The following is a 26,489-nucleotide window of genomic DNA, read 5'->3' as shown; positions in this document are numbered from 1 at the left end:
CCTCACGCCGCCAGGCGTCCATGAACCGCCCGTGACACGTAAACTTGCGCGACGTGGCACTCACTATCGGCATCGTCGGCCTGCCCAACGTCGGCAAGTCCACCATCTTCAACGCGCTGACCCGCAACCAGGTGCTCGCGGCGAACTACCCGTTCGCCACGATCGAGCCCAACGTCGGCGTGGTCCCGCTGCCGGACGCGCGGCTCGGCAAGCTCGCGGAGATCTTCGGGAGCGAGCGCCAGCTGCCGGCCACGGTGTCGTTCGTCGACATCGCGGGGATCGTCAAGGGCGCGTCCGAGGGTGAGGGCATGGGCAACGCGTTCCTCGCGAACATCCGCGAGGCCGACGCCATCTGCCAGGTGACGCGGGCGTTCGAGGACACCGACATCGTCCGCGTCGACGGCTCCGTCGACGCCCCCGGCGACATCGAGACCATCTCCACCGAACTGATCCTGGCCGACCTCCAGACCCTCGAGAAGGCCCTGCCGAGGATGGAGAAGGAGGTCAAGATCAAGAAGGGCGACCCGGTCCTGCTGGCCGCGGCGCAGAAGGCGCAGGGGATCCTCGAGGCCGGCACCACGCTCTTCGCCGGTGCGGCCGACGCCGGGCTGGACCTCGCCGAGATCGCGAGCCTCCACCTCATGACGGCCAAGCCCTTCATCTACGTCTTCAACACCGACGAGAAGGGCCTCGCCGACACCGCGTCCCAGGAGGCGCTGCGCAAGCTCGTCGCCCCGGCCGACGCGATCTTCCTGGACGGCAAGTTCGAGTCGGAGCTCGCCGAGCTGGAGCCCGAGGAGGCCGCGGAGATGCTGGCCGACTCCGGCCAGGAGGAGTCCGGCCTGGACCAGCTCGCGCGTGTCGGCTTCCACACGCTCGGCCTGCAGACCTATCTCACGGCCGGCCCCAAGGAGGCCCGCGCCTGGACCATCCGCAAGGGCTGGACCGCCCCGCAGGCCGCGGGCGTCATCCACACGGACTTCGAACGCGGCTTCATCAAGGCCGAGGTCACCTCGTACGACGACCTCGTCACGGCGGGCTCCATGCAGTCGGCCAAGGCAGCCGGCAAGGTCCGCATCGAGGGCAAGGACTACGTCATGCACGACGGCGACGTGGTGGAGTTCCGCTTCAACGTCTAGTCGCGTTCCGGTGCCGTTCCCGAAGTGTGCAGGGAGATGACGACTCAGCGATGAGCAATATCGATGGCGTGGACCTCTGCTGCCTGCTGTGGGCGCGAGCGGATGAAGCCGCAGGTCTCGAGGCATACGAAGATCGCGTGCTGGCACTGATCCCGGACCACGGCGGGCAGGTGCTGCAGCGCGTCCGGAGGACGTCCGACGAGGCCGGCCCCAACGAGGTGCAGATCTACCGTTTTCCCTCGCAGTCATCGCTTGATTCCTACCTCGCGGACCCTCGGAGGCTCGCGCTCGCCGCGGAACGCGACCGGGTGGTGAGCCGGACGGAGCTCTTTCCCGTCGCTTTCCTCGCGTGACAGGCGTCTCGCATCGCTCACCGAGAGGTTGCCTCGTGCGGCGACGTGGTGGGGATCCGTTTCAACGTCCGAGAGGCACGAAGTGAGTGACGTCTGGCCGGTGGTGCACGCCGAACGGCGCGCCTTGATCGTCTTCCTGGAGTCGCTCGACGACGATCAGTGGGACGTGCCGTCGCTGTGCGACGGGTGGAGCGTGCACGACGTCGTCGCGCACCTGATCGACTCGGCGAAGGCGACCCGGCTGAACTTCATCGCCGGCATGGCGAGGGCCGGGTTCGACTTCGACCGGCAGAACGCGCTCGGGGTCACCCGTGAACGTGGCGCGACGCCCAGGGAGACGCTGTCCGGCCTGCGGGCCGTGGCGGGCCGGACATCCACCCCGCCCGCCTCGCCGGACACCCGCCTCGTCGAGGCGATCGTGCACGGGGAGGACATCCGCCGGCCGCTCGGCACTTCCGGGGACTATCCGCTGGGGGCGGTGGAACGTGCCCTGCGGTACCAGGTGAGGACGCCCGTCTCGTTCGGCGGCGGCAAGCAACTCGTCGCCGGGCTGACGCTGAAGGCGGACGACGCGGAGGTCTCGATCGGCGGCGGTCCGTCCGTGACCGGACCGCTCCTCTCACTCCTGCTGGCCGCGTCCGGCCGGGGCACCGCCCTCGGCGACCTGGCCGGTCCCGGTGCGCGTGAGCTGGCTGACCGTCTCGGAAGCGATTCCTGAACAGCAACCTGGTGGAGTCGCGCTTCAACCTGTAGTCGCGTTCCGCTTCAACCTCTCGATGCGATGAGGTCCTCGGCGAACTCCGTCAGGAACTGGTCGCCCCGCCGACGCGCTGCCGGGGAGATGGTGTCCAGGTTGATCACACCGTGGACCATGCCGTCGAGGTGGTGGTGCGCCGTGAGTCGTCCCGCCCGGCGCAGGTGCTCGACCAGGGCCAGCCCTTCGTCGCGCAGCGGGTCGTGCTCGCTCGTGACGATCGTCGTCATCGGAGCCGCCGCGGCCGGCTGTCGCAAAGGGTTGAGCGCCGGGCCGGCGCGCAGAGCGGCCGTCGGTGCCCACTGCGACACGAACCAGCCGAGATCCCGTGAGCTCAGGCCCCAGCCTGTGCCCTTGGTCCGAACGCTGGGCCGGGAGAGGGTGAGGTCCACGTTGGGGTTGATCATCAGGAGGCGGTCGACCGTGATGTCGGTCGCACCCGCCGCGAGGAAGGCGATGAGGGCTCCCGCGGAGTCTCCGGCGAGGCCCAACGGCCGGTCTCCGTCGGCGCTCCTGCCGAGCGACTCGAGAACTGTGCGGACGTCCTCGACGGCTGCGGGAGCCGGATGCTCGGGCGCGCGTCGGTAGTCCACCGCGACGACATCGATCCCGCCGAGAGCTGCGAGGCGCCGGCAGGCGCGGTCGTGGGAATCGAGGTCACCGAACACGAATGCTCCGCCGTGGACGTAGACACAGGTGGCGCGCGTCGTCCCGGTGTCGTGCCGGTACGCGCGGACGGGGACGGCGGTGTCGTCTCCGGAGGGAAGCAGCAGGTCGTGGACCAGCGGGATCTCGGGCCCGCCGGGTCGGGATCGCTTCTCGCGAAGTTGCGCCGTCGACGGAGCGCCGGGCTCCTGTCCCTGGAGGCCGGCGAGCCAGGCCTCCAGCTCAGGATCGGCGATCCTTGGTGTCGTTTCGCCGCTCATCGACAGATCTCCCTCCCCTGCGCCCGTCGCCTACCTGGCGTCGACGACCACGGCGACCTGACGCACGTAGGTGCCCTCCACCGCCGAACGGAGCAGGAAGTCGGCGACGTTGGCGCGAGAGGTGGACGGGAAGAGCGGCAGCTTCGAGACGTCCTCGAGCGCGGCCGCGGTGTAGGAGGTGCCGTCCCGGTCGTTCAGCGCACCCGGGTACTCGAGGGTCCACGTGAGGTCGCTGGCCCGGAGCAGTTCCTCGGAAGCGGCCTTGTCGGCATAGGCCTTGCGGAGCACGGTGCGGAAGAGCGGCGAGACGAGGAACGAGGCCTTGGCGAGCGATTCGCCGACCCCGAACGCGGACACGATGACGACGCGGTCGACGCCGGAGGTCCTCGTGGAGGCGATGATCGCGCGAACGGTGTCCGTGATCAGCGTGGGGGTCTCACGGATGCTCCGCACGCCGAGGGTGCTGACGATCGCGTCGACCCCCTGCGAGGCCTCGGCGACGGCCGCCGGGTCGGTGACGGAGCCGGTGACGAGCCGGACGCGGGGGTCGACGCCGGCATCGGGCCTGCGGACCAGGGCGGTGAGCTCGTGGCCCTCGCCGAGGGCCTGGGCGGTGAAGAGGCGGCCGGTGCGGCCGGTTGCTCCGATGACGAGGAACTTCATGGTGGTTCGCCCTCTCTGGACGTCGTGCGATGTGACGCTGATCCGGCCGTTCGGCAGAGGTGTCCCGCGCCGGTGGCGGCGAAGGGGCAGTGACTCGTTCCGCCGACGAGATATCGTCAGGAACATTGACCATCATAGTCAATGATGTTGACTACTTCAAATGGGACCGGACCCGTGATCGCGCGATCCTGTGGTCGCGTCGCGCTCGGGGCTATCGCGCGTAGGGGTCGGTGATCTCGCGCAACTGGTCCAGGAGCTCCTGCAGCAGCGCGAAGTTGCGGGCGCCGAGATGGGCCTTCCACTGCGCGTGGATCTCGTCGAGGGTCGCCATCGCGACCTCGACCGCCTGCTTGCCTCGTGACTCGAGCACGATCAGCCGCGCGCGGCCGTCCGACGGGTCAGGGATTCGGCGCACGTACCCCATGCGCTCGAGCTGGTCGACGAGCACGCCCGCGCTCTGCTTGCTCATCTGCGCCTGTTCGGCGAGGTCCGTGAGGCGCGAGCCGTCGCGGGCGATGCGCTGCAGCACCCGGCACTGGGTGAGGGTCCAGTCGTCGAACCCGGCCTCCTGGACGGCTCGGAACATCTTGTCCTCGGTGTACCGGTAGGGGATGAACAACGACATCCCCATGTTGCTCCGCCGCTCGTCCGTCATGCCGTCCTTCGATTCCTTCGCCGTGACACCCGATAAGCCCCCGAACGGAACCTCACCGAGTTCCCCGAGGGTACTGATGGTCAGGAAAATTGACCAGTCGACCACGAGATCCACGAACCCGCTGCTGCGGGAGTGGCTACACCGGGACTGGAGTTTGGATCAGTAGAACTTCACGCCCGCTGACACGAGTTTCGAATGGATTCGAAGTGCTGCTGATGCCACCTCAGCGGGTGTTGGCCAGTAAGATTCCCTGTAGCGTCGCGTGTTGGTGGCAGGCCGTGTCAGGCATGGAGGCGTGGGACCCGAAGGAGAAGGACGATGACCGCGTCCGCCCCTTCGCCCTCTCGTGACTGAGGGCGAGAAGACCAGGCTGGTGGCCTGGAGCGATGAACTGCGCGGCATGCACGCGCGATTGCGCAAGGCGTTGACACTCACCCAGGAGGCCCTCGCCTCGGGCGAGCCCGTAGAGGTCGCGAGCCATGACCTGCTGCTCTTCTGCCACGGGTTCTGCACCGCCCTCACCGGGCACCACGAGGGTGAGGACCGCGTGCTGTTCCCCGCGATCGCGGCCGAGCACCCGGAGCTGCGGGAGACGCTGCGGAAGCTGGAGCAGGACCACTCGATGATCGCCTACCTGATCTCCGGGCTGCAGGCCGCCGTCGACGCGAAGGCGTCACCAGGCGACCTGTCCCGGCACCTCGAAGGCATCTCCGCGATCATGGAGAGCCACTTCCGCTACGAGGAACGGCAGCTGCTCACCGTCCTCGAGACCCTCGCGCTCGACGCGGGCCCGGACGTGCTGGGACCGCTGTGAGCCCGGACGCCACGGGCACCGCGGCAGACCCCGCGCCGTCGTCCGGGCTGAAGACGAGCTGCAGGCAGCCGTTCACCGTCACGCGCTCGGCCCGGATCTCGTAGACCCGGTGGAGCAGGTCCGGGGTGAGGACCTCGTCCGGCGTGCCCGTGGCGACGACCCGGCCGGCCGCCAGCAGCACCAGCGTCGTGCAGTAGCGCGCGGCGAGGTTGAGGTCGTGCAGGACGACGACGGTGGTGACGCCGAGCTGCCCCACCAGCCGCAGCAGCTCGTGCTGGTAGCGGATGTCGAGGTGGTTGGTCGGCTCGTCGAGCAGGAGATGGTCGGCCTGCTGGGCCAGCGTCCGGGCGACCAGGACGCGCTGCTTCTCCCCGCCCGACAGCGTGTGGTAGCCGCGATCGGCGAGATGCCGCGCGCCGACCCGGGTCAGCGCGGCCGCCACGGCCCGGTGATCCTCCCGGTCGAAGGACGCGAGGGCTCCGCGGTGCGGGGACCGGCCCAGCAGCACCAGGTCCGCGACGGTGACGGGCAGGTCCGACGACGTCTCCTGGGCGACGACGGCGATCCGCCGGGCGAGCTCGTTCCCGCGCAGCCCGGCCACGGGCCGGTCGTCGATCGTGACGAGCCCGGCCCGCGGCCTCAGGGCGGCGTACAACGTCCGGAGGAACGTCGTCTTGCCGCTGCCGTTCGGCCCGATCAGCCCGACCACGTCGCCCGGCCCGGCCCGCAGCCCGGCGCCTTCGACCACCATCCTGCCGTCGTAGCCGACGGAGACGTCGCTCGCTGAGATCACGGTGAGATCCTCCTTGCGGGGTCGTGGGTCATCGGGCCGGGTTGAGGCGGCGGACCAGCAGGAACAGCAGCGGCGCGCCGATGATCGCCGTGACGATGCCCAGCGGCAGCTCCTGCGGGGCGAGGGCGATCCGGGCGATCACGTCCGCCCACACGAGGAAGACCGCGCCGAGCAGCGCGGCGACCGGGAGCAAGCGGCGATGGGCGGTCCCGACGCACATCCGCGCGACGTGCGGGATGATCAGCCCCACGAACCCGATGCCGCCGGCGGCCGCGACCAGGGCACCCACGCAGAGCGCGACCACCACCATGACCGTCGCGCGCAGCCGGGTCGGTGAGATCCCGAACGTCCGGGCGGTGTTGTCCCCCAGCGCCAGGGCGTCCAGGGGCCGCGCCCAGACCAGCAGCAGCACACCCGTGAGCAGCACGACCACCCAGGTGACCAGCACCGACTGACCGGTAGCGAGCGTCAGCGACCCCAGCGTCCAGAACAGTACTGAGCGCCCGGCGTCGGGGTCGTCGGAGGCGAAGATCAGGAACGACGTCAGCGCGTGGAGCACATACCCGGCCGACACCCCCGCCAGCACGAGCCGCGTCGAGGTCATCTGCCCTCCCACCCTGGCCAGCAGGAACACCCCCACCCCCGCGGCCAGCGCCCCGAGGAACGCGCTCCCGGCCAGCGACCCCGAGCCGATCCCGGCTCCGACCCCGAAGAGGATCGAGGCCGCGGCCAGGGTCGAGGCCCCCGAGGTCACGCCGAGCAGGTAGGGCTCGGCGAGGATGTTGCGGGTGAGCGCCTGGAGGGCGACCCCGGCGACGGCGAGTCCCGCCCCGACGGCGGCGCCGAGCAGCACGCGCGGCACGCGCAGCAGCCAGACGATGGAGTCCTCCGTCGTCGACCAGGTGACCTCGGCCGGGAAGCCGACGAGGTTCCAGCCCACGATCCGCGCCACGGTCCCGACCGGGACGGCGATCGGCCCGATCCCCACGGCGATCGGCAGGCTGAGCAGAAGAGCCACGGACAGTCCGGCGATCCAGAGGACGGTACGCCGACGGCGCCCGTCGTGGTCGAGGTCGTCGACGCCGGCGGCACGCCCGGGATCGCCCGCGTCCACGCCGCCGACGCCGTCATCCTGGCCGCCGACGCCGTCGTCCGGGCCGTCCTCCACGAGGTCGCCGACGACGCCGTCTTCGCCCGATGCGGTCGCAGCCGCGACGGAACCTCGTTCCGCGGTCATCGGGGCTCCGTCCGCACGGTCATGGCGGCGACGACGGCGAACGCCGTGAATCCGCCGAGCACCACCGCGGCGCCTTCCTGACCCACCAGCGCCAGCCCGGCCCCGGCGGCGGCCGTGCCGAGGAACAGCCCGAGGCTCATCCCCGCGGCGTTCAGGCTCAGCGCGGTGCCGCGCACCTGCGCGCACCGGCGGACCAGCAGCGTCGTGACCGCGGCCGCCACCACCGCGTGGCTGCCCGACAGCACCGCGGTGCAGACCAGGGCGATCGGCAGCTCCGGCGCGAGGTACACCCCGGCCAGCGCGCCCAGGCCCGTCAGCAGGCTCAGGACCATCACCCGCCGGGCCCGGTGGTCCGACTCGTCGAGGTTGAGCAGCCGGCCCGCGGCCAGGTGCCCGACGAAGAACGACCCCCCGCTGAGGCTCCAGACGAACGCGAACATGCCGGCCGACAGCTCGAACCTCTCGGAGTAGAGCGGAGCCAGGAAGGCCAGGTGCCCCATGAACGCCCCGGCCCGGCCGAACGCCACGAGCAGCAGCGGGACGGCCCCCTGGATGCCCGCGAGCGCCCGGAAGGCGGCCAGGTAGCCGAGCCGCCGGCCCGCGTCGTCGTCGGCCCGCTCGACGCTGCCGCGCCGGAACAGCACCACCGCGAGGACCAGCGCCACCACGGCGATCGCGACGAGATCCCCCTGCCACCCCCACCACAGCGTGGGCAGCACGATCAGCGGCGCGCCCAGCGTGGACGCGAGCGTCTGGGCGGTCATGACGAGGGTCGCGGCGCGCCCGGCGGCGGGCCCGGACCCGAACCGGTCGGCCGCCGCGGCGGAGAGCGCGGGGTACAGCAGCGCGTTGGAGATCCCGGTGAGCACGCAGAACACGGCCAGGGCAGGGAGCAGCGCGGCGGTGCCGGCCAGCGCGGCGACGCCCAGCAGCACCAGCGCGGCGGATGCCACCCGCGCGGGCGCGATCCTGCCGATGAGCGGCGCCAGCGCGACGCCGGTCAGCACCGCGCCGATCCCGGCGAGCCCGCGCAGGGACCCGATCTCCGCGTACGCCCCGCCGGCCGCGTCCGAGATGGGCACCAGGTAGGTGCTGAAGACGGTGAAGGGCAGCAGCCCCACGGCCGACGCGAGCAGTGCCGGCCACACGGCGGCGATGATCTGCCGCTCGCCGGGCAGCGCCTCACTGCCGGTCGGCTCCCCGCTGGGCCCTTCCCCGCCGGGCGGCTCGCCACCGCTGGTCCCGTCCGTTCTGGTCTCGTGGGTGGTGGTCTCGTCGATACGGCTCATGACGCCTTTCCGATCGCCGTGCGAATGATGTCGAGGTCGGTGCCGAAGTCCTGCACCACGAAGGCCGCGGACAGCGGCTCCCCCGCCCGCTCCCCCGGCGCCCGCCGCAGCTCGTCCTCGTAGGCGGCCAGCAGCCCGTCGATGGTCGGGCACGCCACCCCCAGCTGCCGGGCGAGCCCCTGGATGACCTTGGTGCGGTAGTAGTCCTCCCGCGGCATCCGGGGCACGTCCCATTCCCCCGTCTCGCTGCGGAAGACCGGCCGGATCGGGACGGCCGAGAAGTCGAAGTACCTCCCGTCGCCGTCCGGTTCGGAGAAGGGGTCGATGAGCAGGGACGCGTAACGCACGTAGACGAGGTACTCCTGGTGGACGGCGGGCAGTTCCTCGAAGCGGGCGACGTCGTCCGGGCCGATGCTCTCCGGGCGTACCGGGTAGCTGTCGTCGAGCATGAACGCGAGCAGGTTGACGCCCGCCCCGCCGAGCGCGACGACGACGTCCGTCAGCTCCCGCCACTGCGCGACCATCGTGCGGACCAGCGACGGCGTGACGGGCCCCTCGGGGAAGAGCTTGTAGACGTACCGCGGCGGCCCCGACGGGCGGAACACGGCCCGCAGGGCGACGTCGTTCATGAACAGCGCGGGATGCACGTACAGGGAGATGTTCCGCGACTCCGCCTCGACGGGGCCGCCGAGGACCTCGACGTGCACGCCCGCGGACGCGTGCAGGGCACGCAGCCGTTCGAGGGCCGACGACGACGGCGTGGTCGACGCCGCGTAGATCCGGCGCTTGACCCCGGCCGTGAGCACGGTGGCCCCCGGGGTCCCGCCCGGCGTCCGGGTGTCGCCCAGGTAGCTGGAGAAGCTGATCACCTCCGGGTCCGCGCCCAGGCGGCGGGCGTACTCCCGCACCAGCGCCGCCGAACCGAGCGTGGGCGACGTCAGCACGATCCGGCCGAGCCGCGCCAGGACCCGCCGGTCCAGCTGCCCGAGGACCGGGACGTACGCGTCCGCGGTCACCGTGAGGATCAGCGTGTCCCACTCGCCGGTCACCGTCCCGTACCCGCGGAAGACCTCCCGGACCCGGCACCGGCCGGCCAGGGCCCGGTGCTGCTCGTTCTGCACCTCCGCCCGCAGGACGCCGCCGGCGTCGGCGAGGGCGGCGAAGAACGAGTCCGCGCGCGCGGATTCACGACCCGCGACGCCGACCGCTCCGGGGAGCCGGCCGGCCAGCACCGCGGTCTGCACCGCGGTCGGCCCCGTCCCCGCGATCAGGATCCTTCCCAGGTCGCTCATGCGTCACCGGCCTCGCTCCCGGCGTCGTGCTTCACGTACACGGCGACGTCGAACACCTGGTCCGGCCTGCGGACCGTCTCGAGCAGCCGCCACCGTGCGGGGTCGACGTCCTGCATGGGGTAGTTGAACAGCGACTTCAGGCCGTCGCCGAACCGCATCGCGACGACGACGTCGTCGCGGGTGCCCGCGTGAAGCCGGTGCAGGAGGTCGTACTTGGCGGCGACGGTGGAGCTGAAGACGATGTGGGTCGCGGTCCGGGTGAAGGGCAGTTCCCCGACCGGCCGGGAGTCCAGGGTGATGTCGTACGAGCCGCCCAGGAGCCGTACGACCCGGCGGCCGAGGTCGACGGCCTCCGCGTCGATGTCGACCCCGGCGGCCACCGCCCCGGTGCGGGCGGCGACGTTGAGCAACGTCATCGGGAAGGATCCCGACCCGACCAGGAGCACCCTGGACGTGCCCGCCGGCGAGACCGCCCCGAACTCCTCCTCGATGCAGGACTCGACGTTGTCGAAGTAGCCGCCCGTTCCGGTGCGGCCCTCCAGCAGCCGCAGGGCCCGGTACTTCTCCGAGACCGCGGCGCAGCGGGCGGACCGGGCACGCAGCGCGGTCACCAGCTCGGCCGTCTCGGCGGCCCGGTCGCGTTCGAGCTCGGCGAACGGTGCGATGTTGCGCTCGTCGGTCACGAGCTCGGAGTACCCGGCCATGGCCGTCTCCAGGATGGCGGCCCGCGACGTCGACCCGTCGTAGCCGTCGGCGGCCGCGGTGAAGCGCCGGAGGTACTCGTGCAGGACGCCGAGCAGGCCCGACGCGGCGGCACTCAGCGTCCGGGACGTGCCGGACGAGAGATCAGACATGAACGTACGCCCTTCCCTCGGCGATGACCCGGACCTGACCGGAGATCGTCAGCTCGGTCAGCCCCCGTGGCCCCTGACTCGCCCGGACCCGCATGACGCCGCCGGGCTGCCGGACGCTCGCCCGCACCTCGCCGCCCTGCCGCGCGGCCAGGTAGGCGCCGACGGAGGCGGTCCCCGAACCGCAGCTCCGCTCCCACACCAGGCTGTCCAGCGCCGGGACGTAGACCAGCGGGGCGAGCTCGCCCCGGCTCGGGTCGTAGAGCATGACCCCGGCCACGGACACGTCCTCGGCCGCACCCAGCCGCACCGCCAGCTCCTCGGCGCGGTCCCGCAGCACCAGATCGGGCAGAGCCGCATCGGGCAGGTCGCATTCGACCACCAGATGCGCGGCATCCGGGTAACGGACCAGCGCGGCACCGCCGGCCGGCGTCCCGGGAACCGGATACGGCACGACGCCGCTCGGCCGGGGCGCGGTGAGCTCGCAGTCGTAGCCGTCCGCCAGGCGTTCCACCCGGCACGTCACCAGCTCCGCGGCGCCCGACACCTCCAGGACGACCTGGGTCCGCCGGCCGGCGACCAGGCCCCGTCCGGCGGCCTGCAACGCCGCCAGCGCCATCGACGCGTTCCCGCAGAACTCGTCACCGGCCATGTGCAGGCGCCCGTGGGCACCCGCCGACACCGGAGCCTCGACGAAGCCGACCTGCTCGGCGTGGACGTGCCCCGCGGGCAGGAGCTGGGCCGCGATGGCCCGGTAGTCGCCGGAGCCGTGCCGGCTGGTCACGAGCACCGTCATGTTCTGCGTCGGGCTCAGCTTGACGAACTCGACCTCGGTCGCGGTCCGCGCCGTGGCCGTCACCGTGCCCGACGACGCGGCGTGCGCGACGTGCCGGCGCTCGCGGGCCGTGCCGTCGCGCACGACTCCCGGGCCGCTCATGACGCGGTCAGCCGCTCGGCGAGCAGCTCGAGCCCGTCCACGGCCAGCGGGCCCGGTGACGTGTAGTAGTAGTTCAGCGGCACCAGTGCGGCGTCGTCGTCGATCGCCCCGAGACCGGCCAGCTCCGGGCGGGCGCGCAGCGCCCCGACGACGTCCGCGTCCGTCTCCAGGGCCGACGAACCGGTGGGCAGGTACATCGCGAAGACCAGGTCGGGCGCGCGTCCGACCAGCTCCTCGGTGCTGGGTTCGAAGTAGCGCTTCGGCACGTCGGCGAACACGTTCTCCAGGCCCAGGAGCGTCATCTGCTCCGAGACCAGGGACTGGCCGCCGTAGGAACCGAGGGTGCCCTCGACGGGCACGTAGAGCGGGACGGCGCTCCGGCCGGATCGCTCGCCGGCCAGCTCCCCCGCGGCCGCGACGCGGTCCCGCAGGTCCTGGACGGCGTCGGCCGCGGTCTGCTCGGTGCCGAACAGGCGGCCGTACGTCTCGATGTCGCGGTAGATCAGGTCGAACCCGCTGACACCGTCCGTGGAGCGCCCCTCGATGCCGGCGCAGTAGCCGCTCACGGTCACGAGCTGCACCCCGGCCTGGTCGAGGCGCTCGGCGAGGGCGTCGATGTCCAGGCCGGCGGTGATGTCGGTGCCGATGACGACGTCGGCGCCCGACGCGACGATCATCTCGTAGGAAACGTCGTGCGAGTCCTCCGTGACCCGCTCGGCCGCCTCCACCACGGCCCTGGTCCCCGCGTCGAACGGCACCTCCAGGGTGCCGGCGTAGTGCGTCACCTTGTCCCCCGCACCGGCGGCGGCCAGCAACGACGGCGCCTCCGAGCCGACCGCGAGCACCCGCTGCGGCGGCGCGTCGAACACCACCTCACGGCCGCAGCTGTCGATCGTGACGGACCGGCCGGCCGGGCCGGCCGCGTCGTCGCTCCGGGCCGCGGCGACGCAGCCTGCCGTCGCCAGGATCGCCAGGACCGGCAACGCCGCGGCCCAAGGGCTGGGAATTCGCATGGGTCGATCACTCCGTCTCTCGTGGGGGCGCGCCGCCGGACCGCCGGGGGGCGGCTCGGAACGGCGCGGAGGAGGGCCGGGAAACGGGCGCGCGGACATCCCGCGCACGGCTCGTCACCAGGCAGGCTAGACGCTAATGCGAACCATTCTCATTGTCAACGAGGGGTGCCGGGGTTGCGGGCGGCGTCGTCCGTGAGACCCGCGGCCGGCCGGGCCGGCACGGCGGCGGCCAAGGCCCGCGCGGCGGCGACCGGACCGACGCCGCGGCGACCGGGCCGACATGGCGGCGACCAGGCGAAACCCCGCTCGCCGCGATCGGGGTGACCGCGTCCTTGACTTCTGTTTATCGATATATCACCCTAGGTGCGTCGATTCGAAAACGTTTGAAGAGACGCTTTCGTCCGACGACCGCGAAACCCTGACCAGGGCCGGCGCGGCGTCGTACCCCAACGGGACGGCCGCCCTGCCCTGCCGAGCACATGGCACGAGAGGAAGTCGACGATGACGGAGACTCACGCACGACGAACCGCCTGGCCGTACCGCCCCGGACGCACGATGCTCGCGGCCGTCGCCGCGGTCGCGGTCGCGGCGGGAACGGGCGCGTTCCTGGCGGCGTCGCCCACCGAGGCAGCCGTGAGCGGCGACCCCTGGGTGGCCGAGCTGCCGGACAACCCGATCGAGAACGTGTACCGGTTCACCGTGCCCCGCGAGGCCATGACCGCGGCGACCGGCATCGAGGACGGCCAGGTCACCGTGCAGGGCACCTTCGGCCCCGGCGGGACGTGGACCGAGTTCAACGCCGACGCGCCGCGGGGGTCCGGCGGGGCGGACCGCGTCGCCGTGTTCGGCCCGCTCGAACCCGGCGTGTACACGTACCAGTACGCCGTCCGGCCGGCGCCGGACGCCGACGCGGTCGCGTTCAGCAACCCCGGGACCGAGCCGGAGGTGACGGCGCGGCCGCACCTGCGCACCCTGTTCGTGCCCGGCCCGGGCGCGGAGTGGCTGGCCGACGCCGCCGACGGCGGCGCGCTCCGGACGCTGAGGTACGGACGCGGCGGGAGCTCCGAGGCCCTCGTGTGGACCCCGCCGGGCTACGACGCGGACCGCGACGAGCCGTACCCCGCCCTCTACCTGCTGCAGGACGCGGGGCAGAGCCACCGCGAGTGGGCCGAGCTCGGCCGCCTGAGGCAGATCCTCGGCAACCTCGTGCTCTCCGGCGACGCCGAGCCGATGGTCGTCGTGATGGCCGACGGCGACCGGCCGACGGCGCAGCGCGACCTCACCCGGACGCTGCTCCCCGCCGCGCAGCGGGCGTTCCACCTGTCCTCCGACCCGGACGACCGCGCCGTGGCCGGCATCGGCCGGGGAGCCGGGCAGGCCCTGCGCACGCTGGTCACCGACACCGGGACCTTCGCGTCCGTGGGCGCCTTCTCGGGCGGGCTCGACGAGCGGATCGACCGGGGCAAGGCGCGCCAGATCAACCGGCGCACGGATCTGCTGCGCGTCTACGGGGGCAACGCCACCGACCCGGCGTACGACGACGTCGTCGCCCTGGAGGCCGCGCTCACCCGCGCGGGCGTCGAGTTCCGGTCCGACGGCTCGAACCCGGCCGCGGGCGGCACCTGGGACACCTGGCGCGAGAACCTGCACGACTTCGCCGGGCGCCTGTTCCGCCCGGCCGGTGACGACGGCCCCGGCGCGGGCCACCTGCCCTTCGCACCCCGCGAGGTGCCCGCGCCGGGCACGGCGCCCACCCCGTGGGTCGACGCGAACGGCGTCGTCACCTTCGAGGCCGGCCCCGAGTTCGCCGACGCCTCCCGCGTCACCGTCTGGGGCAACTTCGGCCCGGCGGGAAGCTGGCCGCGCACGCCGATGGAACGGCAGGCGGACGGCTCCTGGCGCCTGTCGATGCCGCTCGAGGGCGGCTCGTACTACTACAAGTTCGAGGTCGAGGGCGTCGACCAGAAGGACACGCACAACCCGACGTCCGTCACCAACGAACCGGCGTGGAGCACGTTCACCGTCGAGGGCGACACCCTCCGCGGCCGGTACACCGCTCAGGTGCCCGCCGCCGAGCGCGGCGAGGTGGGCGTCATGGGCTACGCCAGCACCGCCGGGGAGGAACAGCGCTCGGCGTACGTGTGGACTCCCCCGGGCTACGACGCGGACCGGGCCGAGCCGTACCCCGTGCTCTACCTGCAGCACGGCGGCGGGCAGACGTGGACCCACTGGATCGAGGTGGGCCGCGCGGACCGGATCCTCGACAACCACTTCCGGAACGGCACCATCGAGCCGATGGTCGTCGTGATGGCCAACGGCAACGGCGTGGACTTCCCGCTGGAGATGACCACGCGCATCGCGCCGGCCGCCGAGGAGAGGTACAACATCAGCACCGAACCGTCCGGGCGCGCGCTGGCGGGCTTGTCCATGGGCTCGGGCCACACGCTCAGCACCCTGTGGGCCCATCCCGGGGAGTTCGGGTACATCGGTGTGATGTCCACCTTCGGCACGGTGCCGGCGGGGGCCGACGTCGACGCCGTCAACGCGGGCACCGAGCTGTTCCGGGTGTACTCCGGCGACGAGCAGGACTTCACCTACGCCCCGACGCTCGCCCTCGTCGACTCGATGGAGTCCCGCGGCGTCGAGCACGAGTTCGCGCCCATCATCGCGGGCCCGCACAGCTGGGACGTGTGGCAGAAGTCGCTGATCGACTTCCTGCCGCGCCTGTTCACGGCCGGTAGCTGAGGTCGCACCGGCCGCGACGCGGGCGTCGTCGTCGGCCGGCGTCATCAGCGGGTGCCGCACGGCGGGGCGGGGTGCCGGAGCATCCGGCGTCCCGCCCCGCCGTGCGGCGCCGGCCGCGAAATGGGTTTGGGATCCCGGCCCCGACCGGCGACCATGTGGCCATGGGCCACCTCGAAGCAGCGCATCTCGAGTACTACCTCCCCGACGGGAGGGCGCTGCTCGGGGACGTGTCGTTCCGGGTGGGCGAGGGCAGCGCGACGGCGCTCGTCGGGCCGAACGGCGCGGGCAAGACGACGCTGCTGCGGCTGCTGACGGGTGAGCTGGATCCGGACGCCGGGTCGGTCACGGTGACGGGCGGGCTCGGGGTGATGCGGCAGTTCGTCGGGTCGGTGCGCGACGAGTCCACCGTGCGCGATCTCCTGGCCTCGGTCTCCGCGCCCCGCATCCGCGACGCCGCCCGCACCCTCGACGAGGCGGAGCACGCGATGCTCACGGTCGACGACGAGCCCGCGCAGATGGCGTACGCGCAGGCCATCGTGGACTGGGGCGAGGCGGGCGGCTACGAGTCCGAGACGCTGTGGGACGTGTGCACGACGGCGGCGCTGGGCGTCCCCTACGAGCGCGCCCGGCACCGCGAGGTGCGCACGCTGTCCGGCGGCGAGCAGAAACGGCTGGTGCTCGAGGCCCTGCTGCGCGGGACCGACGAGGTGCTGCTGCTCGACGAACCGGACAACTACCTCGACGTGCCCGGCAAGCGCTGGCTCGAGGAGCAGCTGCGGGCGACCCGCAAGACCGTGCTGTTCGTGTCCCACGACCGCGAGCTGCTGGCCCGGGCCGCCGACCGGATCGTCTCCCTGGAGCCGGGACCGGCCGGAGCCGACGCCTGGGTGCACGGCGGCTCGTTCGCGACGTTCCACGAGGCGCGGCGCGAGCGGTTCGAGCGGTTCGAGGAACTCCGGCGCCGCTGGGACGAGAAGCACGCCCAGCTCAAGAAGCTGGTGCTGACCCTGCGGCAGCAGGCCGCCAACAGCCCGGACATGGCGTCGCGCTACCGCGCCTCGCAGACGCGCCTGCGCAAGTTCGAGGAGATCGGGCCGCCGCCGGAGCCGCCGCGCGAGCAGGAGATCTCGATGCGCCTGCACGGCGGGCGCACCGGTCTGCGCGCTGTGACCTGCACGAAGCTCGAGCTGACCGGGCTGATGAAGCCGTTCGACCTGGAGGTGTTCTTCGGGGAGCGGGTGGCCGTGCTCGGGTCGAACGGCTCCGGGAAGTCGCACTTCCTGCGGCTGCTGGCGGGCGGCGACGTGGCGCACACCGGCGGGTGGAAGCTCGGCGCGCGCGTCGTGGCGGGCCATTTCGCGCAGACGCACGCGCACCCGGAGCTGTTCGGCCGCGAGCTGCTGGAGATCCTGTGGACCGAGCACGCCCAGGACAAGGGCAAGGCCATGTCCCGCCTGCGCCGCTACGAGCTCACCGACGCCGCCGACCGCCCCTTCGACCGCCTGTCCGGCGGCCAGCAGGCCCGCTTCCAGATCCTCCTGCTCGAGCTGGCGGGCTGCACGGCCCTGCTCCTCGACGAGCCCACCGACAACCTCGACCTGGAGTCGGCCGAGGCCCTCCAGGAGGGCCTGGAGGCGTTCGAGGGCACGGTCCTCGCCGTGACGCACGACCGCTGGTTCGCCCGCTCCTTCGACCGCTACCTGGTCTTCGGCTCGGACGGCGTCGTCCGCGAGACCCCGGAACCCGTCTGGGACGAGCGGCGCGTCGACCGGGTGCGATGAACCGCCCGGGGCGGTGCTGCGGTGCACCACAGCACCGCCCTCAGCCCTTCGGGCCGAGGATCCGCCTGCCGCTGCGGAGCGCGGTGACCGTGAGGGCGAGCCCGAGGCCCGCTTGCACGCCGCCGATCGCGAGCCACGACGTCACGGCGTCGGCCTGCGGCAGGAGCGCCGTCGCGAGGTAGTTGCCGACGTGGAAACCGCCGTGCACCCCCACCGCCGCCCACAGCGACCCGGTCCACAGCAGCAGGCCGACGGCGAGCAGGGCGAACCCGAGCGGCAGCGCGAGGTAGAGCACGCGTTCCCAGGCCGATTCCTGACCGCCGTTCGAGACGAGGTGGATCACCGTGAAGGCCAGGGTCGTCACGACGACGGCGGTCACCGGCCGGTGCCGCAGCCGCCACAGGAGCCAGCCGCGGAAGAGGAGTTCCTCCGGCAGGCCCTGCTGCAGGAACGCCAGACCGAGGTAGTGGACGACGAGCCCGGCGATCACCGCCGGGTGCGCCTCCTGCTCGCCGAGCAGGGCCGCGCCGCCCGGCGGCGGCGCGATGTCCGGCAGCGCGGCCGTCACGACGACGACGCTTCCGGCGGCGACGGCGATCCCGAGCAGCAGCCAGACGACCGAACGGCGGTCCCACCGCCAGCCGATGTCGCGCATCGTGCCGCGCTCGATCCACCGCATCCACGCCTGGACCGCGAGCGCCACGAGCACGAGAACGAGCACCTGCATCCCGAGGGCGAACACGAAGGCCCAGGGTGACTGCCCGGAGACCGCCGCACGCACGCCGGGGACGAGGGCGACGACGCCGAGCACCAGGTTGGCCCCGAGGTTCGCGGCCAGGAGGATCACGACGGCGACGACGACGCGGCAGGCGATCCCGAACGGGCCCAGGCCGAGCCTGGGTGCGGTTCCGGGCGCGGTTCCGGGTGCGGCGGACGACGACGCCGCTGCGGGCGACAGGGATGAACTCATGTCCGGGACGCTACGGAGACCACCGGCGGTCGCGACTCCCCCTGCGGTCACCGCTGGTCATGACCGGGGTCACCGGCTCCCGCGCACGATTCATGACCGGAGTCATGTTCACCACCCGGACCAACCGGCCTACGCTGAGGAGCGTGCCCCGCCTCCCGACCTCGCGCCACGCGCTCCTGGATGTCGCGGCCGGCATCGGCCTGGCCGGGCCGGCGCTCATGAACCTGTACTCGCCGGCCGGGCGGCCGAGCTGGGTGGGCGGCGCCGTCGTCACCCTGCTCGCGGGCGCCGTCGCGCTCTGGGTTCTCTGGCGCCGCTCGGGGCAGCGGTCGCGGCTGACGGCGGGCGCCTTCGCCGTGGTCGCCGCCGCGACGATGGCGCTCGGCAACGGGCCGATGTTCTACGGCATCGTCTGGACGGCCTGCCTGATGCTCGGCGTCACCTTCGCCGCCGGCGCGGTGCTCTGGGGCTACACGGCAAGCCTTGTCGTGCTGGTGATCGTCCTGCACCTGAGCGCGGGCAGCCCGCCCGAGGTCGCGTTCGTCGAGGCGGTCGCCGCCGCGTTCCTCGCGGGGATGGCCGCGGCGGTGTCGGTCGTGCTGCGCGACAGCCGCCAGGTGGGCGAGTCGTTGCACGACGCGCTGGTGCGGCTGGACACCGTCAACGAGGAACTGCGCCGGCGCCTCGACACCGACCGCGACCTCGTCCTCGCCCAGGAGCGGGAACGCACCGCCCGTTACCTGCACGACGACCTCGGGCACCGGCTCACGGCCATCGGCCTCTCGCTCGACTACGTCGCCCGCGTCGGCGACGAGGCCGCGGCCCACGCGGAGGTCACGCGGGCCCGCAGCCTCGTGGGCGAGTCGCTGGACGCGATGCGTCGTGGGGTGCGGGCCATGCATCCGGTCGAGCTCGGCGCGCTGCGCGACGCCGAGGCCTTCCACGCCGTCGCGGACGCCTTCCGGGGCACGGGGATCGACATCACGGTGTCCGTGGACGGCCCGGACACCTCCCTGCCGCACGAGCACTCGCTCCTGCTGCTGCGCTTCGTGCAGGAAGGACTGACCAACGTGGTGCGCCACGCCGACGCCACCTCGGCCGTCCTGCGCGTCGTCGTCGGCCCGGAGGAGGTCGCGGCCGTCCTGACCGACAACGGCGACGTCGTCTCCTCTGTCGAGGAGGGCTTCGGCCTGCGTGCCCTGCGGACGCGCGCCGAGGCACTCGGCGGAGGCCTCGACGCGGGGCCGGCGCCGGACGGCTTCCGGCTGGCGGTCACGCTCCCCCGGGTCCCCGCGGCGGACGTGGCGCCCGCGGTCCAGCCGACGCAGGCCGTCGCGTGAGCCGGATCCGCGTGCTGGTCGTCGACGACCAGGAGCTGCTGCGCCGCGGGCTGCGGATGATCCTGGAGACGGACAAGGACATCGAGGTGGTCGGCGAGGCCGAGCACGGCAGGCGGGCCCTCGCCCTGATCCCCCAGGTCACCCCGGACGTCGTGCTCGCGGACGCCCGGATGCCGGTGCTCGACGGCGCCGGCCTCGCCCGCCGCTGCGCGGCCGACCATCCCAGCCTGCCGGTGCTTGCGCTCACCACGTTCGACGACGCGCGGCTCGTCCGCGAGCTGCTCGATGCCGGGGCCGCGGGCTTCCTGCTCAAGGACGTCTCCACCGACGTGCTCACCGACGCGATCCGGCAGGTGGTCGCGGGCGGGCTCGTGCTCGACCCGCGCGTGGCGCGCGCCGCGCTGTCACCGGTGCCGGAACCGCGTCGCCCGGACCTCACCGAGGCGGAACGGGCGGTGGCCCGGCTGGTCGCCCGGGGCCTGCCCAACGCCGAGATCGCCGCGACGCTGCACCTGGCGCACGGCACCGTGAAGAACACGGTCTCCGCCCTGCTGCGCAAGCTCGGCCAGCCCGACAGGACGGCGCTGGCCCTCCACCTGGTCCGGGAACTCGCCGACTGACCTGCAGGAGGCCGGCGGCGACGCTCAGGCGAGCGGGAGCTCCTTGCGGGTCTCCTTGCGCGGGCGCTTGTCGTCCTCGCCCGCGGCCTTGAGGCCGGCGCGAAGCTCGCGCGGGAGGGAGAACATGAGGTCCTCCGTGGCCGTGCGGACCTCCTGGACGTCGTCGAACCCGCGCTCCTCCAGGAGCGAGATGACGTCGCGCACCAGGATCTCCGGTACCGAGGCGCCCGAGGTCACGCCGACCGTCGTCGCGCCGTCGAGCCATTCCGGGGCGACCTCCGTGGCGCGGTCGACGCGGTACGCGGACCGCGCGCCGGCCTGCAGCGCGACCTCGACCAGGCGCACCGAGTTCGACGAGTTCGCCGAGCCCACCACGATCACGACGTCGCACTCCGGCGCCAGCTTCTTCACGGCGACCTGGCGGTTCTGGGTGGCGTAGCAGATGTCGTCGCTCGGCGGGTCCTGGAGGGAGGGGAACTTCTCGCGCAGGCGGCGCACCGTCTCCATGGTCTCGTCCACGGACAGCGTGGTCTGCGAGATCCACACGACCTTGGCCGGGTCCCGCACGACGACCTCGTCCACCTCGTCCGGCGAGTTCACGACCTGCACGTGGTCCGGCGCCTCACCGGCGGTGCCCTCGACCTCCTCGTGACCGTCGTGGCCGATCAGCAGGATGTCGTAGTCGTCCTTCGCGAAGCGCACGGCCTCCTTGTGCACCTTCGTGACCAGCGGGCACGTCGCGTCGATCGTGTCCAGGCTGCGGGCCTCGGCCGCCTCGCGCACCGCGGGCGAGACGCCGTGCGCGGAGAAGACGAGCCGGGCGCCCTCGGGCACCTCGTCGGTCTCGTTGACGAAGATCGCGCCGCGCTCGCTCAGCGTCTCCACCACGTACTTGTTGTGCACGATCTCCTTGCGGACGTACACCGGCGCCCCGTAGGTCTCCAGGGCCTTCTCGACGGCGACGACGGCGCGGTCGACACCCGCGCAGTATCCGCGGGGGGCGGCGAGCAGGACGCGCTTGGTGAGCGTGGACATCGGGGAAGTCACGTCGATCAGTCTATGGGCCGTTCGGCGCCGGATCACCGGGGTGCGCTGTGACGTCGTCGTCCCTCCGCATGATGCGCACGGGCGCACCACACGTCGGCGGACGGCTGATGTCAGTGAGCCGTTGCAGGATGGTTCCCGTGACCGACGAGACCGCCCCGCTGCCGCTGCCCGAGAAGGCGCTCGACACGAGCCCCGCCCGGCCGTGGCCGGTGCGCGTCCTGTCGGACAAGATCAAGGGATACATCGACAGGATGCCGCCCGTGTGGGTGGAGGGTCAGGTCGTGCAGTTCAACCAGCGCAACGGCTCCGGCATGCAGTTCCTGACGTTGCGCGACGCCGATCGCGACGTCTCCCTGCCGGTGACCATCTACAGCAGCGCGCTGGCACGGCTGGCGAAGGTGCCCGCCGAGGGCGACCACGTCGTCGTCCACGCGAAGCCCACGTTCTGGACCAAGCGCGGCACGCTGCAGCTGCAGGCCGATCAGATCCGGGCCGTCGGCGTCGGCGAGCTGCTCGCACGGATCGAGGAACTGAAGCGGGTGCTGGCCGCGGAGGGCCTGTTCGACCTCGACCGCAAGCGGCCGCTGCCGTTCCTGCCCGGGGTGATCGGGCTGGTCTGCGGCCGGGAGTCGAAGGCGGAGCACGACGTCGTCGTGAACGCCAGGGCGCGCTGGCCGCAGGTGCGGTTCGAGATCCGCGAGGTGGCCGTGCAGGGCGTGAGCGCCGTCCCCGAGGTGAGCCGCGCCATCGCGGAGCTGGACGCGCGCCAGGACGTCGAGGTCATCGTCGTGGCGCGCGGCGGCGGGTCCGTAGAGGATCTGCTGCCGTTCAGCAACGAGGCGCTGGTGCGCGCGGCCGCCGCCTGCCGTACCCCCGTGGTCAGCGCGATCGGCCACGAGACGGACGCCCCGCTGCTCGACCTGGTCGCCGACTACCGGGCCTCGACCCCCACGGACGCCGCCAAGCGGATCGTGCCGGACGTCTCCGAGGAGCGGCAGCGGCTGGTGCAGGCCAGGCAGCGCATCCGGGGCGCGGTCGCGGCGTTGCTCGACCGCGAGCAGCACGGTCTCGACGGCGTCCGCTCGCGCCCGGTCCTCGCCGCGCCGCACACCATGCTCGAGTCGCGGGACCGCGAGGTGTCCCAGGCGATCGGCCACGCGCGGTACGCGCTGAACGCCCTGCTGCTGCGCGCGTCGGGCGAGATCGGGCGCCTGGAGGCGCAGGTGCGCGCGCTGTCACCGGCGTCGACCCTGGAGCGCGGCTACGCGGTCGTGCAGCGCACGGACGGTCACGTGGTGCGCGCGCCCGGCGAGGTCGCCGAAGGCGACGACGTCCAGATCCGGCTGGCCGACGGCGCGCTGGGGGCGGTGGTCACGTCGACCGGGAACTGAGACGGCGCGATTCCCGGCGCACCCGGCGGCGGGTCACGTCGGCCGGGAGATGAGCCGCGCGATTCCCGGCGCACCGAGTCGCACGGGAATGCCGTCGACCGGGAGGTGCGGCCCGGGCGTACCGTGCGGCGAGTCACGGCCGGGGTCCGGGACCGCCCGCCGCGCGGCGGAACCGGCCGGCGAGCCGGCCGAAGGCCGCGGCCAGCTCGTCGCCCTCGAGGATCTCGATGTCCGCGTCGAGCTGGGCCAGCCACAGCGCCAGCCGGTCCGGGTCGTCGGAGCCCAGCTCGACGCGGCACCTCGAGTCGCCGGCCGCCTCGATCGCGAGCGGGATGCGGATCTTCGCCGTGACCTCCGCGACGGGTGCGTGCACGAGCAGCAGTGCGCGGTACTTCCAGGCGGCCCTGCTGACCCGCCGGACGACGTACTCGACGACCTTGTCCTCCGGGATCATCCGCGGCCGGAACCGCGCACCGGTCGGCGGGCGCGGCGTCATGCGGTCGACGCGGAAGACGCGCCAGTCGTCGCGGTCGAGGTCCCAGGCGAGCAGGTACCAGAGCGCCCCCCAGCTCACCAGTCGCTGCGGCTCGACATGGCGTGACGTCTCGGTGTCCCCCGGCTTCGTGTACCCGAACCGGAACCGCTCGTGGGCGCGGACCGCGGCGGCGACCACGCCCAGCACCGAGAGATCGAGGGGCGGGTCCACGCCCGGGACGACGCTCGTCGCCTCCCGCACCGCCTCGACGCGCCGGCGCAGGTGCGCGGGCAGCACCTGTTCCAGCTTCGCGAGCGCCGTCAGCGACGTCTCCTCGACGCCGAGCCGCCCGGTCGCGACGGTGCTCAGCCCGACCGCCACGGCCACGGCCTCGTCGTCGTCCAGCAGCAGGGGCGGCATCGCCGTCCCGGCGGCGAGGCGGTAGCCGCCCGCGACGCCCGGGCGGGCATCGACGGGATAGCCGAGCGACCGCAGCTTGCCGACGTCGGCGCGGACCGTCCGCGTGCTGACGCCCAGCCGCCCGGCGAGCTCGGAGCTCGTCCAGTCGCGCTTGAGCTGGAGCAGCGAGAGCAGTTCGAGCAGGCGGGCCGAGGTCTCCAACATGGTCCCGATCATCTCAGCTATTGCGGAAGGGAACCTGCCGCGATAGCCGGAACAGTGACACCCATGAACGAGAACAGCGAACTCATCCCCTTCCGCGTCGACGTCCCGCAGGCCGACGTCGACGACCTGCACCGGCGGCTCGACGGCACCCGCTGGCCGCACCCCGTGCCGGGCCGTGGCGACGCCACCGACTTCAGCCGCGGCACGCCGCTCGCCTACCTGACCCGGCTCGCGGACCACTGGCGCGAGGGCTTCGACTGGCGCGCCCAGGAGACGGCGCTCAACAAGTACGAGCAGTTCACCACCGTCGTCGACGGGCAGACGTTCCATGTCGTGCACGTGCGCTCGGCGAACCCGGACGCCACCCCGCTCCTGCTGTGCCACGGCTGGCCGGGATCGTTCGTCGAGTACCAGGGCCTGATCCCGCTGCTGACCGGAGACTTCCACCTCGTGGTCCCGTCGTTGCCGGGCTTCGGGTTCTCGACCCCGCTGTCGGGCACGGGCTGGGAGCTGGCCCGGACGACCGAGGCCTACGCCGAGATCATGACCCGCCTCGGGTACGAGCGGTTCGGCGCCCACGGCACCGACATCGGCTCCGGCGTCGTCGGCCGCCTCGGGGCGGTCCACCCCGAGCGCGTCCTCGGCACGCACATCGCCTGCGACAGCCAGATGCTCAGCCTGGTGGGCGAGAAGTTTCCGTTCCCCGAGGGGCTGTCGGAGGACGAGATCGCCCAGATCGAGGAGGTGCGCACCCGGGGCGCCGCCGATCGCGGGTACTACGAGCTGCAGAACCACCGCCCCGACACGATCGGTCCGGCGCTGGTGGACTCGCCCGCCGGGCAGCTCGCCTGGATCGCCGAGAAGTTCAAGGCGTGGACCAGCGGTGCGTTCGCGACGCCCGAGGAGGCGGTCGACCGCGACCAGCTCCTGGCGAACATCAGCCTGTACTGGTTCACCCGCAGCGGCGCGTCGAGCGCGCAGTTCTACTACGAGGCCGAGCACTCGGGGCTGAACTGGATCGCGCCTTCCGACGTGCCCGCGGGCTGGGCCGTCTTCGGCACCCACCCGCTCATGCGCCGCGTCCTGGACCCGTCGCACGCGATCGGCCACTGGAGCGAGTTCACCCAGGGCGGTCACTTCCCGGCCATGGAGGAGCCCGAGCTGCTGGCGACCGACCTCCGGACGTTCTTCGGCGGCCTCGCCTGAGCCGGCCGCGACGTCGCTCGTGACGCGGCACGCCGATCGCCGGGCCCTCGGATCCTGCGATCGGCGTGCCGCGCCGCGAGCGGCGTCACGCGACCGCGACGAGGACGGCCCGGGGCAGGACGGAGAGGTCGACGGCGGGGCGGGCGCGCCGCGTCGTCACGGGCGCCGCCGTCCAGCGCGACTGGCGCAGGTCGACGTACTCCCGGATGCATCCCGCGCATCCGACCAGGTGGTCCTCCATCCGGCGCCGGCGTCCGGGGAGCATGCGGTTGCGCAGGTAGTCGCGCATCGCGGCGCGGGTCTCGGGGCATTCGGTGGCGGGCGTCTTGTCCTGCATGCCCCCGTGACGCGGAGGGCAGCGGGATCTCACGCCACTTTCCGAGAAAATTTCAGATTGCCGCGAGATCGGCCGGACCGCCACCGGAAAGCGACGCCCGGCAGCCGCCGCCCGGCTGGTCCAGCGGTGCCGTCCTGATCGAGCCGATCGAGCTCGACCTGCACTTCGCTCCCCCGCTCACCCGGCAGTACCCCGCGCCCCAGCCCCAGCCCCAGCCCCAGCCCGAGAGCTTCACCTTCCACCTCTCGGCCGGCGAGGCCGAGGCCCTCCGCAGCCACGTGGTCGACGCCGCCGTCGCCGAACTCGCCCTCCGCTCCCCCGGCACGGCCGCCGTCCTCACCTCCGACGTCGGCACCCTGACCGACCTGGTCTCGGGCGGCGCCCGGGTCGCCTCCGTCTGACCCCACTTCCCGCTTCACCAACCCAAGAAAAGGAAGCGCATGACCATCGCTCCCGAACGACCGCCGGAGACCATCGATTTTCCACCCGTCGCGCCCCCGCCGAAGCCGTTCATACCCGAGTATGCTCTTGCCATGAGCGGGACGAAGCGCATCACGGTCACTCTGCCCACCGAGCAGGTTGAACTGATGCGCCAGTACACGACCAACATCTCCGGCTTCGTCGCAGACGCTGTCAGCGAACACATCCGCTCCTGGAACCGGAGCCGCGCCCTGGCCGAGTACCAGGAACAGCACGGCCCGTTCACAGAGGACGAGCGGGCGGCGGCCCGCGCCCGGCTGAACAGGGTCTACGTCCCTGACGAGGAGGACTCGAAGTGAGCATCACGACGCGCGGACGAGTAGTCGCCGTCCTCGACTCGGAGATGTTCTCCGCACTGCTCCGGGACGACCGCGACGCCTGGGCCGAATACGAGGGCCTGCACGAGTCCGGCGCGCGGATCGTCGTGACGGCGAACACGATCATCGAGGGCACGCATCCCCGGACACACCCCGCCAGACTCGCCTGGGTACTGGACCAACTGCAGGTGGAGCACGTGACCAAGACATCCGCTGTCGAGTCGGTGTCACTCCTGAGGTCCGCCGGGATGCACGGACACAGCGCGGCGATCGACTCGACAGTCGCTGAGCTCGCGCTGCGTGACAAGGAGCAGGCCACCATCTACACCTCAGATCCGAAGGACATGCACCGTCTGACGGACGGCGCGGTCCGCATCGTCCGACGCTGACCGGGACCGCTCAGGTACGACAGCGAGCGGGCGGGAGTAGTCAGCCCGGTC

General features: G+C 72.5%; 27 protein-coding genes. 13 read left to right on the top strand and 14 right to left on the bottom strand.

The features are described 5' to 3' along the window. The first annotated feature begins 53 nt into the window (after window positions 1-53). The 3 genes from ychF (at window position 54) to ABD208_RS03420 (ending at window position 2,210) form a co-directional block, all read left to right on the top strand. Window positions 54-1,139, top strand: a complete 1,086-nt coding sequence (ychF, locus tag ABD208_RS03430) for a redox-regulated ATPase YchF (protein WP_344099506.1) — start codon at window positions 54-56, stop codon at window positions 1,137-1,139. 50 nt (window positions 1,140-1,189) lie between these two features. After that, window positions 1,190-1,492 (top strand): hypothetical protein, encoded by a 303-nt coding sequence (locus tag ABD208_RS03425; RefSeq protein ID WP_344099504.1) that lies wholly within the window; start codon window positions 1,190-1,192, stop codon window positions 1,490-1,492. 82 nt (window positions 1,493-1,574) lie between these two features. After that, on the top strand, window positions 1,575-2,210 hold the full coding sequence (locus ABD208_RS03420) for a maleylpyruvate isomerase family mycothiol-dependent enzyme (RefSeq protein WP_344099503.1): 636 nt from the start codon (window positions 1,575-1,577) through the stop codon (window positions 2,208-2,210). 47 nt (window positions 2,211-2,257) lie between these two features. On the opposite strand, the gene ABD208_RS03415 is transcribed toward ABD208_RS03420, so the two are convergent. From ABD208_RS03415 to ABD208_RS03405, 3 genes are all read right to left on the bottom strand, one after another. Further along, complete coding sequence (locus ABD208_RS03415) at window positions 2,258-3,172, bottom strand: alpha/beta hydrolase (RefSeq protein WP_344099501.1); 915 nt, start codon at window positions 3,170-3,172, stop codon at window positions 2,258-2,260. Window positions 3,173-3,202: 30 nt separating this feature from the next. After that, the gene (locus ABD208_RS03410) at window positions 3,203-3,835 is read right to left on the bottom strand and encodes an NAD(P)-dependent oxidoreductase (RefSeq protein WP_344099499.1); all 633 of its coding nucleotides are present in this window, start codon (window positions 3,833-3,835) and stop codon (window positions 3,203-3,205) included. Window positions 3,836-4,046: 211 nt separating this feature from the next. After that, window positions 4,047-4,490, bottom strand: a complete 444-nt coding sequence (locus tag ABD208_RS03405; RefSeq protein ID WP_344099497.1) for a MarR family winged helix-turn-helix transcriptional regulator — start codon at window positions 4,488-4,490, stop codon at window positions 4,047-4,049. A gap of 373 nt (window positions 4,491-4,863) precedes the next feature. Here ABD208_RS03405 and ABD208_RS03400 point away from each other — a divergent pair, with 373 nt between their 5' ends. Further along, window positions 4,864-5,304, top strand: a complete 441-nt coding sequence (locus ABD208_RS03400) for a hemerythrin domain-containing protein (RefSeq protein WP_344099495.1) — start codon at window positions 4,864-4,866, stop codon at window positions 5,302-5,304. Here the strand turns inward: ABD208_RS03400 and ABD208_RS03395 are convergent. The 7 genes from ABD208_RS03395 to ABD208_RS03365 are packed head-to-tail and all read right to left on the bottom strand — an operon-like array spanning window position 5,246 to window position 12,716. After that, the gene (locus ABD208_RS03395; RefSeq protein ID WP_344099493.1) at window positions 5,246-6,097 is read right to left on the bottom strand and encodes an ABC transporter ATP-binding protein; all 852 of its coding nucleotides are present in this window, start codon (window positions 6,095-6,097) and stop codon (window positions 5,246-5,248) included. The two genes, ABD208_RS03400 and ABD208_RS03395, sit on opposite strands and share 59 nt — an antisense overlap. Window positions 6,098-6,125: 28 nt before the next feature. Beyond that, window positions 6,126-7,334 carry a FecCD family ABC transporter permease gene (locus tag ABD208_RS03390; protein ID WP_344099491.1) on the bottom strand — a complete coding sequence of 403 codons (1,209 nt, stop codon included), beginning with the start codon at window positions 7,332-7,334 and terminating at the stop codon, window positions 6,126-6,128. Beyond that, window positions 7,331-8,623 (bottom strand): MFS transporter, encoded by a 1,293-nt coding sequence (locus tag ABD208_RS03385; protein WP_344099489.1) that lies wholly within the window; start codon window positions 8,621-8,623, stop codon window positions 7,331-7,333. Before ABD208_RS03385 ends, ABD208_RS03390 begins: the two co-directional genes overlap by 4 nt. Further along, window positions 8,620-9,915 (bottom strand): opine metallophore biosynthesis dehydrogenase, encoded by a 1,296-nt coding sequence (locus tag ABD208_RS03380; protein WP_344099487.1) that lies wholly within the window; start codon window positions 9,913-9,915, stop codon window positions 8,620-8,622. Before ABD208_RS03380 ends, ABD208_RS03385 begins: the two co-directional genes overlap by 4 nt. Further along, window positions 9,912-10,769, bottom strand: a complete 858-nt coding sequence (locus ABD208_RS03375) for a class I SAM-dependent methyltransferase (RefSeq protein WP_344099485.1) — start codon at window positions 10,767-10,769, stop codon at window positions 9,912-9,914. Before ABD208_RS03375 ends, ABD208_RS03380 begins: the two co-directional genes overlap by 4 nt. Further along, window positions 10,762-11,703 carry a histidine racemase CntK family protein gene (locus ABD208_RS03370; RefSeq protein WP_344099483.1) on the bottom strand — a complete coding sequence of 314 codons (942 nt, stop codon included), beginning with the start codon at window positions 11,701-11,703 and terminating at the stop codon, window positions 10,762-10,764. The genes ABD208_RS03375 and ABD208_RS03370 overlap by 8 nt, the downstream gene beginning before the upstream one ends. After that, window positions 11,700-12,716 (bottom strand): ABC transporter substrate-binding protein, encoded by a 1,017-nt coding sequence (locus ABD208_RS03365; RefSeq protein ID WP_344099481.1) that lies wholly within the window; start codon window positions 12,714-12,716, stop codon window positions 11,700-11,702. The genes ABD208_RS03370 and ABD208_RS03365 overlap by 4 nt, the downstream gene beginning before the upstream one ends. Before the next feature lie 501 nt (window positions 12,717-13,217). On the opposite strand from ABD208_RS03365, the gene ABD208_RS03360 reads away from it, so the two are divergent. Then, on the top strand, window positions 13,218-15,461 hold the full coding sequence (locus tag ABD208_RS03360; protein ID WP_344099479.1) for an alpha/beta hydrolase-fold protein: 2,244 nt from the start codon (window positions 13,218-13,220) through the stop codon (window positions 15,459-15,461). A 161-nt stretch (window positions 15,462-15,622) separates the two neighbouring features. Continuing rightward, a complete protein-coding gene (locus ABD208_RS03355) occupies window positions 15,623-17,242 on the top strand; it encodes an ATP-binding cassette domain-containing protein (RefSeq protein ID WP_344099477.1) in 1,620 nt (539 codons plus the stop codon). 40 nt (window positions 17,243-17,282) lie between these two features. Here the strand turns inward: ABD208_RS03355 and ABD208_RS03350 are convergent, their stop codons facing one another. Then, entirely contained in the window at window positions 17,283-18,212 is a 930-nt protein-coding gene (locus ABD208_RS03350; RefSeq protein WP_344099475.1) for a CPBP family intramembrane glutamic endopeptidase, read from the bottom strand. A gap of 143 nt (window positions 18,213-18,355) precedes the next feature. On the opposite strand from ABD208_RS03350, the gene ABD208_RS03345 reads away from it, so the two are divergent. Both ABD208_RS03345 and ABD208_RS03340 read left to right on the top strand, forming a co-directional pair. Next, the gene (locus tag ABD208_RS03345) at window positions 18,356-19,552 is read left to right on the top strand and encodes a sensor histidine kinase (protein ID WP_344099473.1); all 1,197 of its coding nucleotides are present in this window, start codon (window positions 18,356-18,358) and stop codon (window positions 19,550-19,552) included. Further along, on the top strand, window positions 19,549-20,172 hold the full coding sequence (locus tag ABD208_RS03340; protein WP_344099471.1) for a response regulator transcription factor: 624 nt from the start codon (window positions 19,549-19,551) through the stop codon (window positions 20,170-20,172). Before ABD208_RS03345 ends, ABD208_RS03340 begins: the two co-directional genes overlap by 4 nt. 24 nt (window positions 20,173-20,196) lie before the next feature. Here ABD208_RS03340 and ABD208_RS03335 read toward each other — a convergent pair whose 3' ends face one another. Beyond that, on the bottom strand, window positions 20,197-21,207 hold the full coding sequence (locus ABD208_RS03335) for a 4-hydroxy-3-methylbut-2-enyl diphosphate reductase (RefSeq protein WP_344100019.1): 1,011 nt from the start codon (window positions 21,205-21,207) through the stop codon (window positions 20,197-20,199). Between the two features lie 140 nt (window positions 21,208-21,347). On the opposite strand from ABD208_RS03335, the gene xseA reads away from it, so the two are divergent. Beyond that, the gene (gene xseA, locus ABD208_RS03330) at window positions 21,348-22,610 is read left to right on the top strand and encodes an exodeoxyribonuclease VII large subunit (protein ID WP_425561060.1); all 1,263 of its coding nucleotides are present in this window, start codon (window positions 21,348-21,350) and stop codon (window positions 22,608-22,610) included. Window positions 22,611-22,743: 133 nt separating this feature from the next. Here the strand turns inward: xseA and ABD208_RS03325 are convergent, their stop codons facing one another. Then, window positions 22,744-23,709 (bottom strand): helix-turn-helix transcriptional regulator, encoded by a 966-nt coding sequence (locus ABD208_RS03325; protein ID WP_344099467.1) that lies wholly within the window; start codon window positions 23,707-23,709, stop codon window positions 22,744-22,746. Between the two features lie 63 nt (window positions 23,710-23,772). Here ABD208_RS03325 and ABD208_RS03320 point away from each other — a divergent pair, with 63 nt between their 5' ends. Further along, window positions 23,773-24,915, top strand: coding sequence for an epoxide hydrolase family protein (locus ABD208_RS03320; RefSeq protein WP_344099465.1), 1,143 nt, complete (start codon window positions 23,773-23,775; stop codon window positions 24,913-24,915). A gap of 85 nt (window positions 24,916-25,000) precedes the next feature. Here ABD208_RS03320 and ABD208_RS03315 read toward each other — a convergent pair whose 3' ends face one another. Next, entirely contained in the window at window positions 25,001-25,252 is a 252-nt protein-coding gene (locus tag ABD208_RS03315; protein WP_344099463.1) for a zf-HC2 domain-containing protein, read from the bottom strand. Between the two features lie 278 nt (window positions 25,253-25,530). Between ABD208_RS03315 and ABD208_RS03310 the strand changes: the two genes are divergently transcribed. From ABD208_RS03310 to ABD208_RS03300, 3 genes are read left to right on the top strand one after another with little or no spacing between them, the layout of a single operon-like run. Beyond that, a complete protein-coding gene (locus ABD208_RS03310) occupies window positions 25,531-25,653 on the top strand; it encodes a hypothetical protein (RefSeq protein ID WP_344099461.1) in 123 nt (40 codons plus the stop codon). A gap of 39 nt (window positions 25,654-25,692) precedes the next feature. Beyond that, window positions 25,693-26,031 (top strand): type II toxin-antitoxin system CcdA family antitoxin, encoded by a 339-nt coding sequence (locus ABD208_RS03305; RefSeq protein WP_344099459.1) that lies wholly within the window; start codon window positions 25,693-25,695, stop codon window positions 26,029-26,031. After that, a complete protein-coding gene (locus ABD208_RS03300; RefSeq protein ID WP_344099457.1) occupies window positions 26,028-26,438 on the top strand; it encodes a hypothetical protein in 411 nt (136 codons plus the stop codon). Before ABD208_RS03305 ends, ABD208_RS03300 begins: the two co-directional genes overlap by 4 nt. The last annotated feature ends 51 nt before the right edge of the window (window positions 26,439-26,489 follow it).

The organism is Myceligenerans crystallogenes, assembly GCF_039529775.1.
GTDB lineage: Bacteria > Actinomycetota > Actinomycetes > Actinomycetales > Cellulomonadaceae > Myceligenerans > Myceligenerans crystallogenes.
This window is presented reverse-complemented; position numbering and strand designations above follow the sequence as displayed.

Excerpts from the sequence above, each read along its gene's own strand:
- ABD208_RS03425 (WP_344099504.1), top strand. The coding sequence starts at position 1,190 with ATGAGCAATATCGATGGCGTGGACCTCTGCTGCCTGCTGTGGGCGCGA.
- xseA (WP_425561060.1), top strand. The coding sequence starts at position 21,348 with ATGGTTCCCGTGACCGACGAGACCGCCCCGCTGCCGCTGCCCGAGAAG.
- ABD208_RS03355 (WP_344099477.1), top strand. The coding sequence starts at position 15,623 with ATGGGCCACCTCGAAGCAGCGCATCTCGAGTACTACCTCCCCGACGGG.
- ABD208_RS03325 (WP_344099467.1), bottom strand. The coding sequence starts at position 23,709 with ATGTTGGAGACCTCGGCCCGCCTGCTCGAACTGCTCTCGCTGCTCCAG.
- ABD208_RS03320 (WP_344099465.1), top strand. The coding sequence starts at position 23,773 with ATGAACGAGAACAGCGAACTCATCCCCTTCCGCGTCGACGTCCCGCAG.
- ABD208_RS03365 (WP_344099481.1), bottom strand. The coding sequence starts at position 12,716 with ATGCGAATTCCCAGCCCTTGGGCCGCGGCGTTGCCGGTCCTGGCGATC.
- ABD208_RS03335 (WP_344100019.1), bottom strand. The coding sequence starts at position 21,207 with ATGTCCACGCTCACCAAGCGCGTCCTGCTCGCCGCCCCCCGCGGATAC.
- ABD208_RS03375 (WP_344099485.1), bottom strand. The coding sequence starts at position 10,769 with ATGTCTGATCTCTCGTCCGGCACGTCCCGGACGCTGAGTGCCGCCGCG.
- ABD208_RS03390 (WP_344099491.1), bottom strand. The coding sequence starts at position 7,334 with ATGACCGCGGAACGAGGTTCCGTCGCGGCTGCGACCGCATCGGGCGAA.
- ABD208_RS03410 (WP_344099499.1), bottom strand. The coding sequence starts at position 3,835 with ATGAAGTTCCTCGTCATCGGAGCAACCGGCCGCACCGGCCGCCTCTTC.
- ABD208_RS03405 (WP_344099497.1), bottom strand. The coding sequence starts at position 4,490 with ATGACGGACGAGCGGCGGAGCAACATGGGGATGTCGTTGTTCATCCCC.
- ABD208_RS03305 (WP_344099459.1), top strand. The coding sequence starts at position 25,693 with ATGACCATCGCTCCCGAACGACCGCCGGAGACCATCGATTTTCCACCC.
- ABD208_RS03380 (WP_344099487.1), bottom strand. The coding sequence starts at position 9,915 with ATGAGCGACCTGGGAAGGATCCTGATCGCGGGGACGGGGCCGACCGCG.
- ABD208_RS03350 (WP_344099475.1), bottom strand. The coding sequence starts at position 18,212 with ATGAGTTCATCCCTGTCGCCCGCAGCGGCGTCGTCGTCCGCCGCACCC.
- ABD208_RS03370 (WP_344099483.1), bottom strand. The coding sequence starts at position 11,703 with ATGAGCGGCCCGGGAGTCGTGCGCGACGGCACGGCCCGCGAGCGCCGG.
- ABD208_RS03415 (WP_344099501.1), bottom strand. The coding sequence starts at position 3,172 with ATGAGCGGCGAAACGACACCAAGGATCGCCGATCCTGAGCTGGAGGCC.
- ABD208_RS03360 (WP_344099479.1), top strand. The coding sequence starts at position 13,218 with ATGACGGAGACTCACGCACGACGAACCGCCTGGCCGTACCGCCCCGGA.
- ABD208_RS03315 (WP_344099463.1), bottom strand. The coding sequence starts at position 25,252 with ATGCAGGACAAGACGCCCGCCACCGAATGCCCCGAGACCCGCGCCGCG.
- ABD208_RS03385 (WP_344099489.1), bottom strand. The coding sequence starts at position 8,623 with ATGAGCCGTATCGACGAGACCACCACCCACGAGACCAGAACGGACGGG.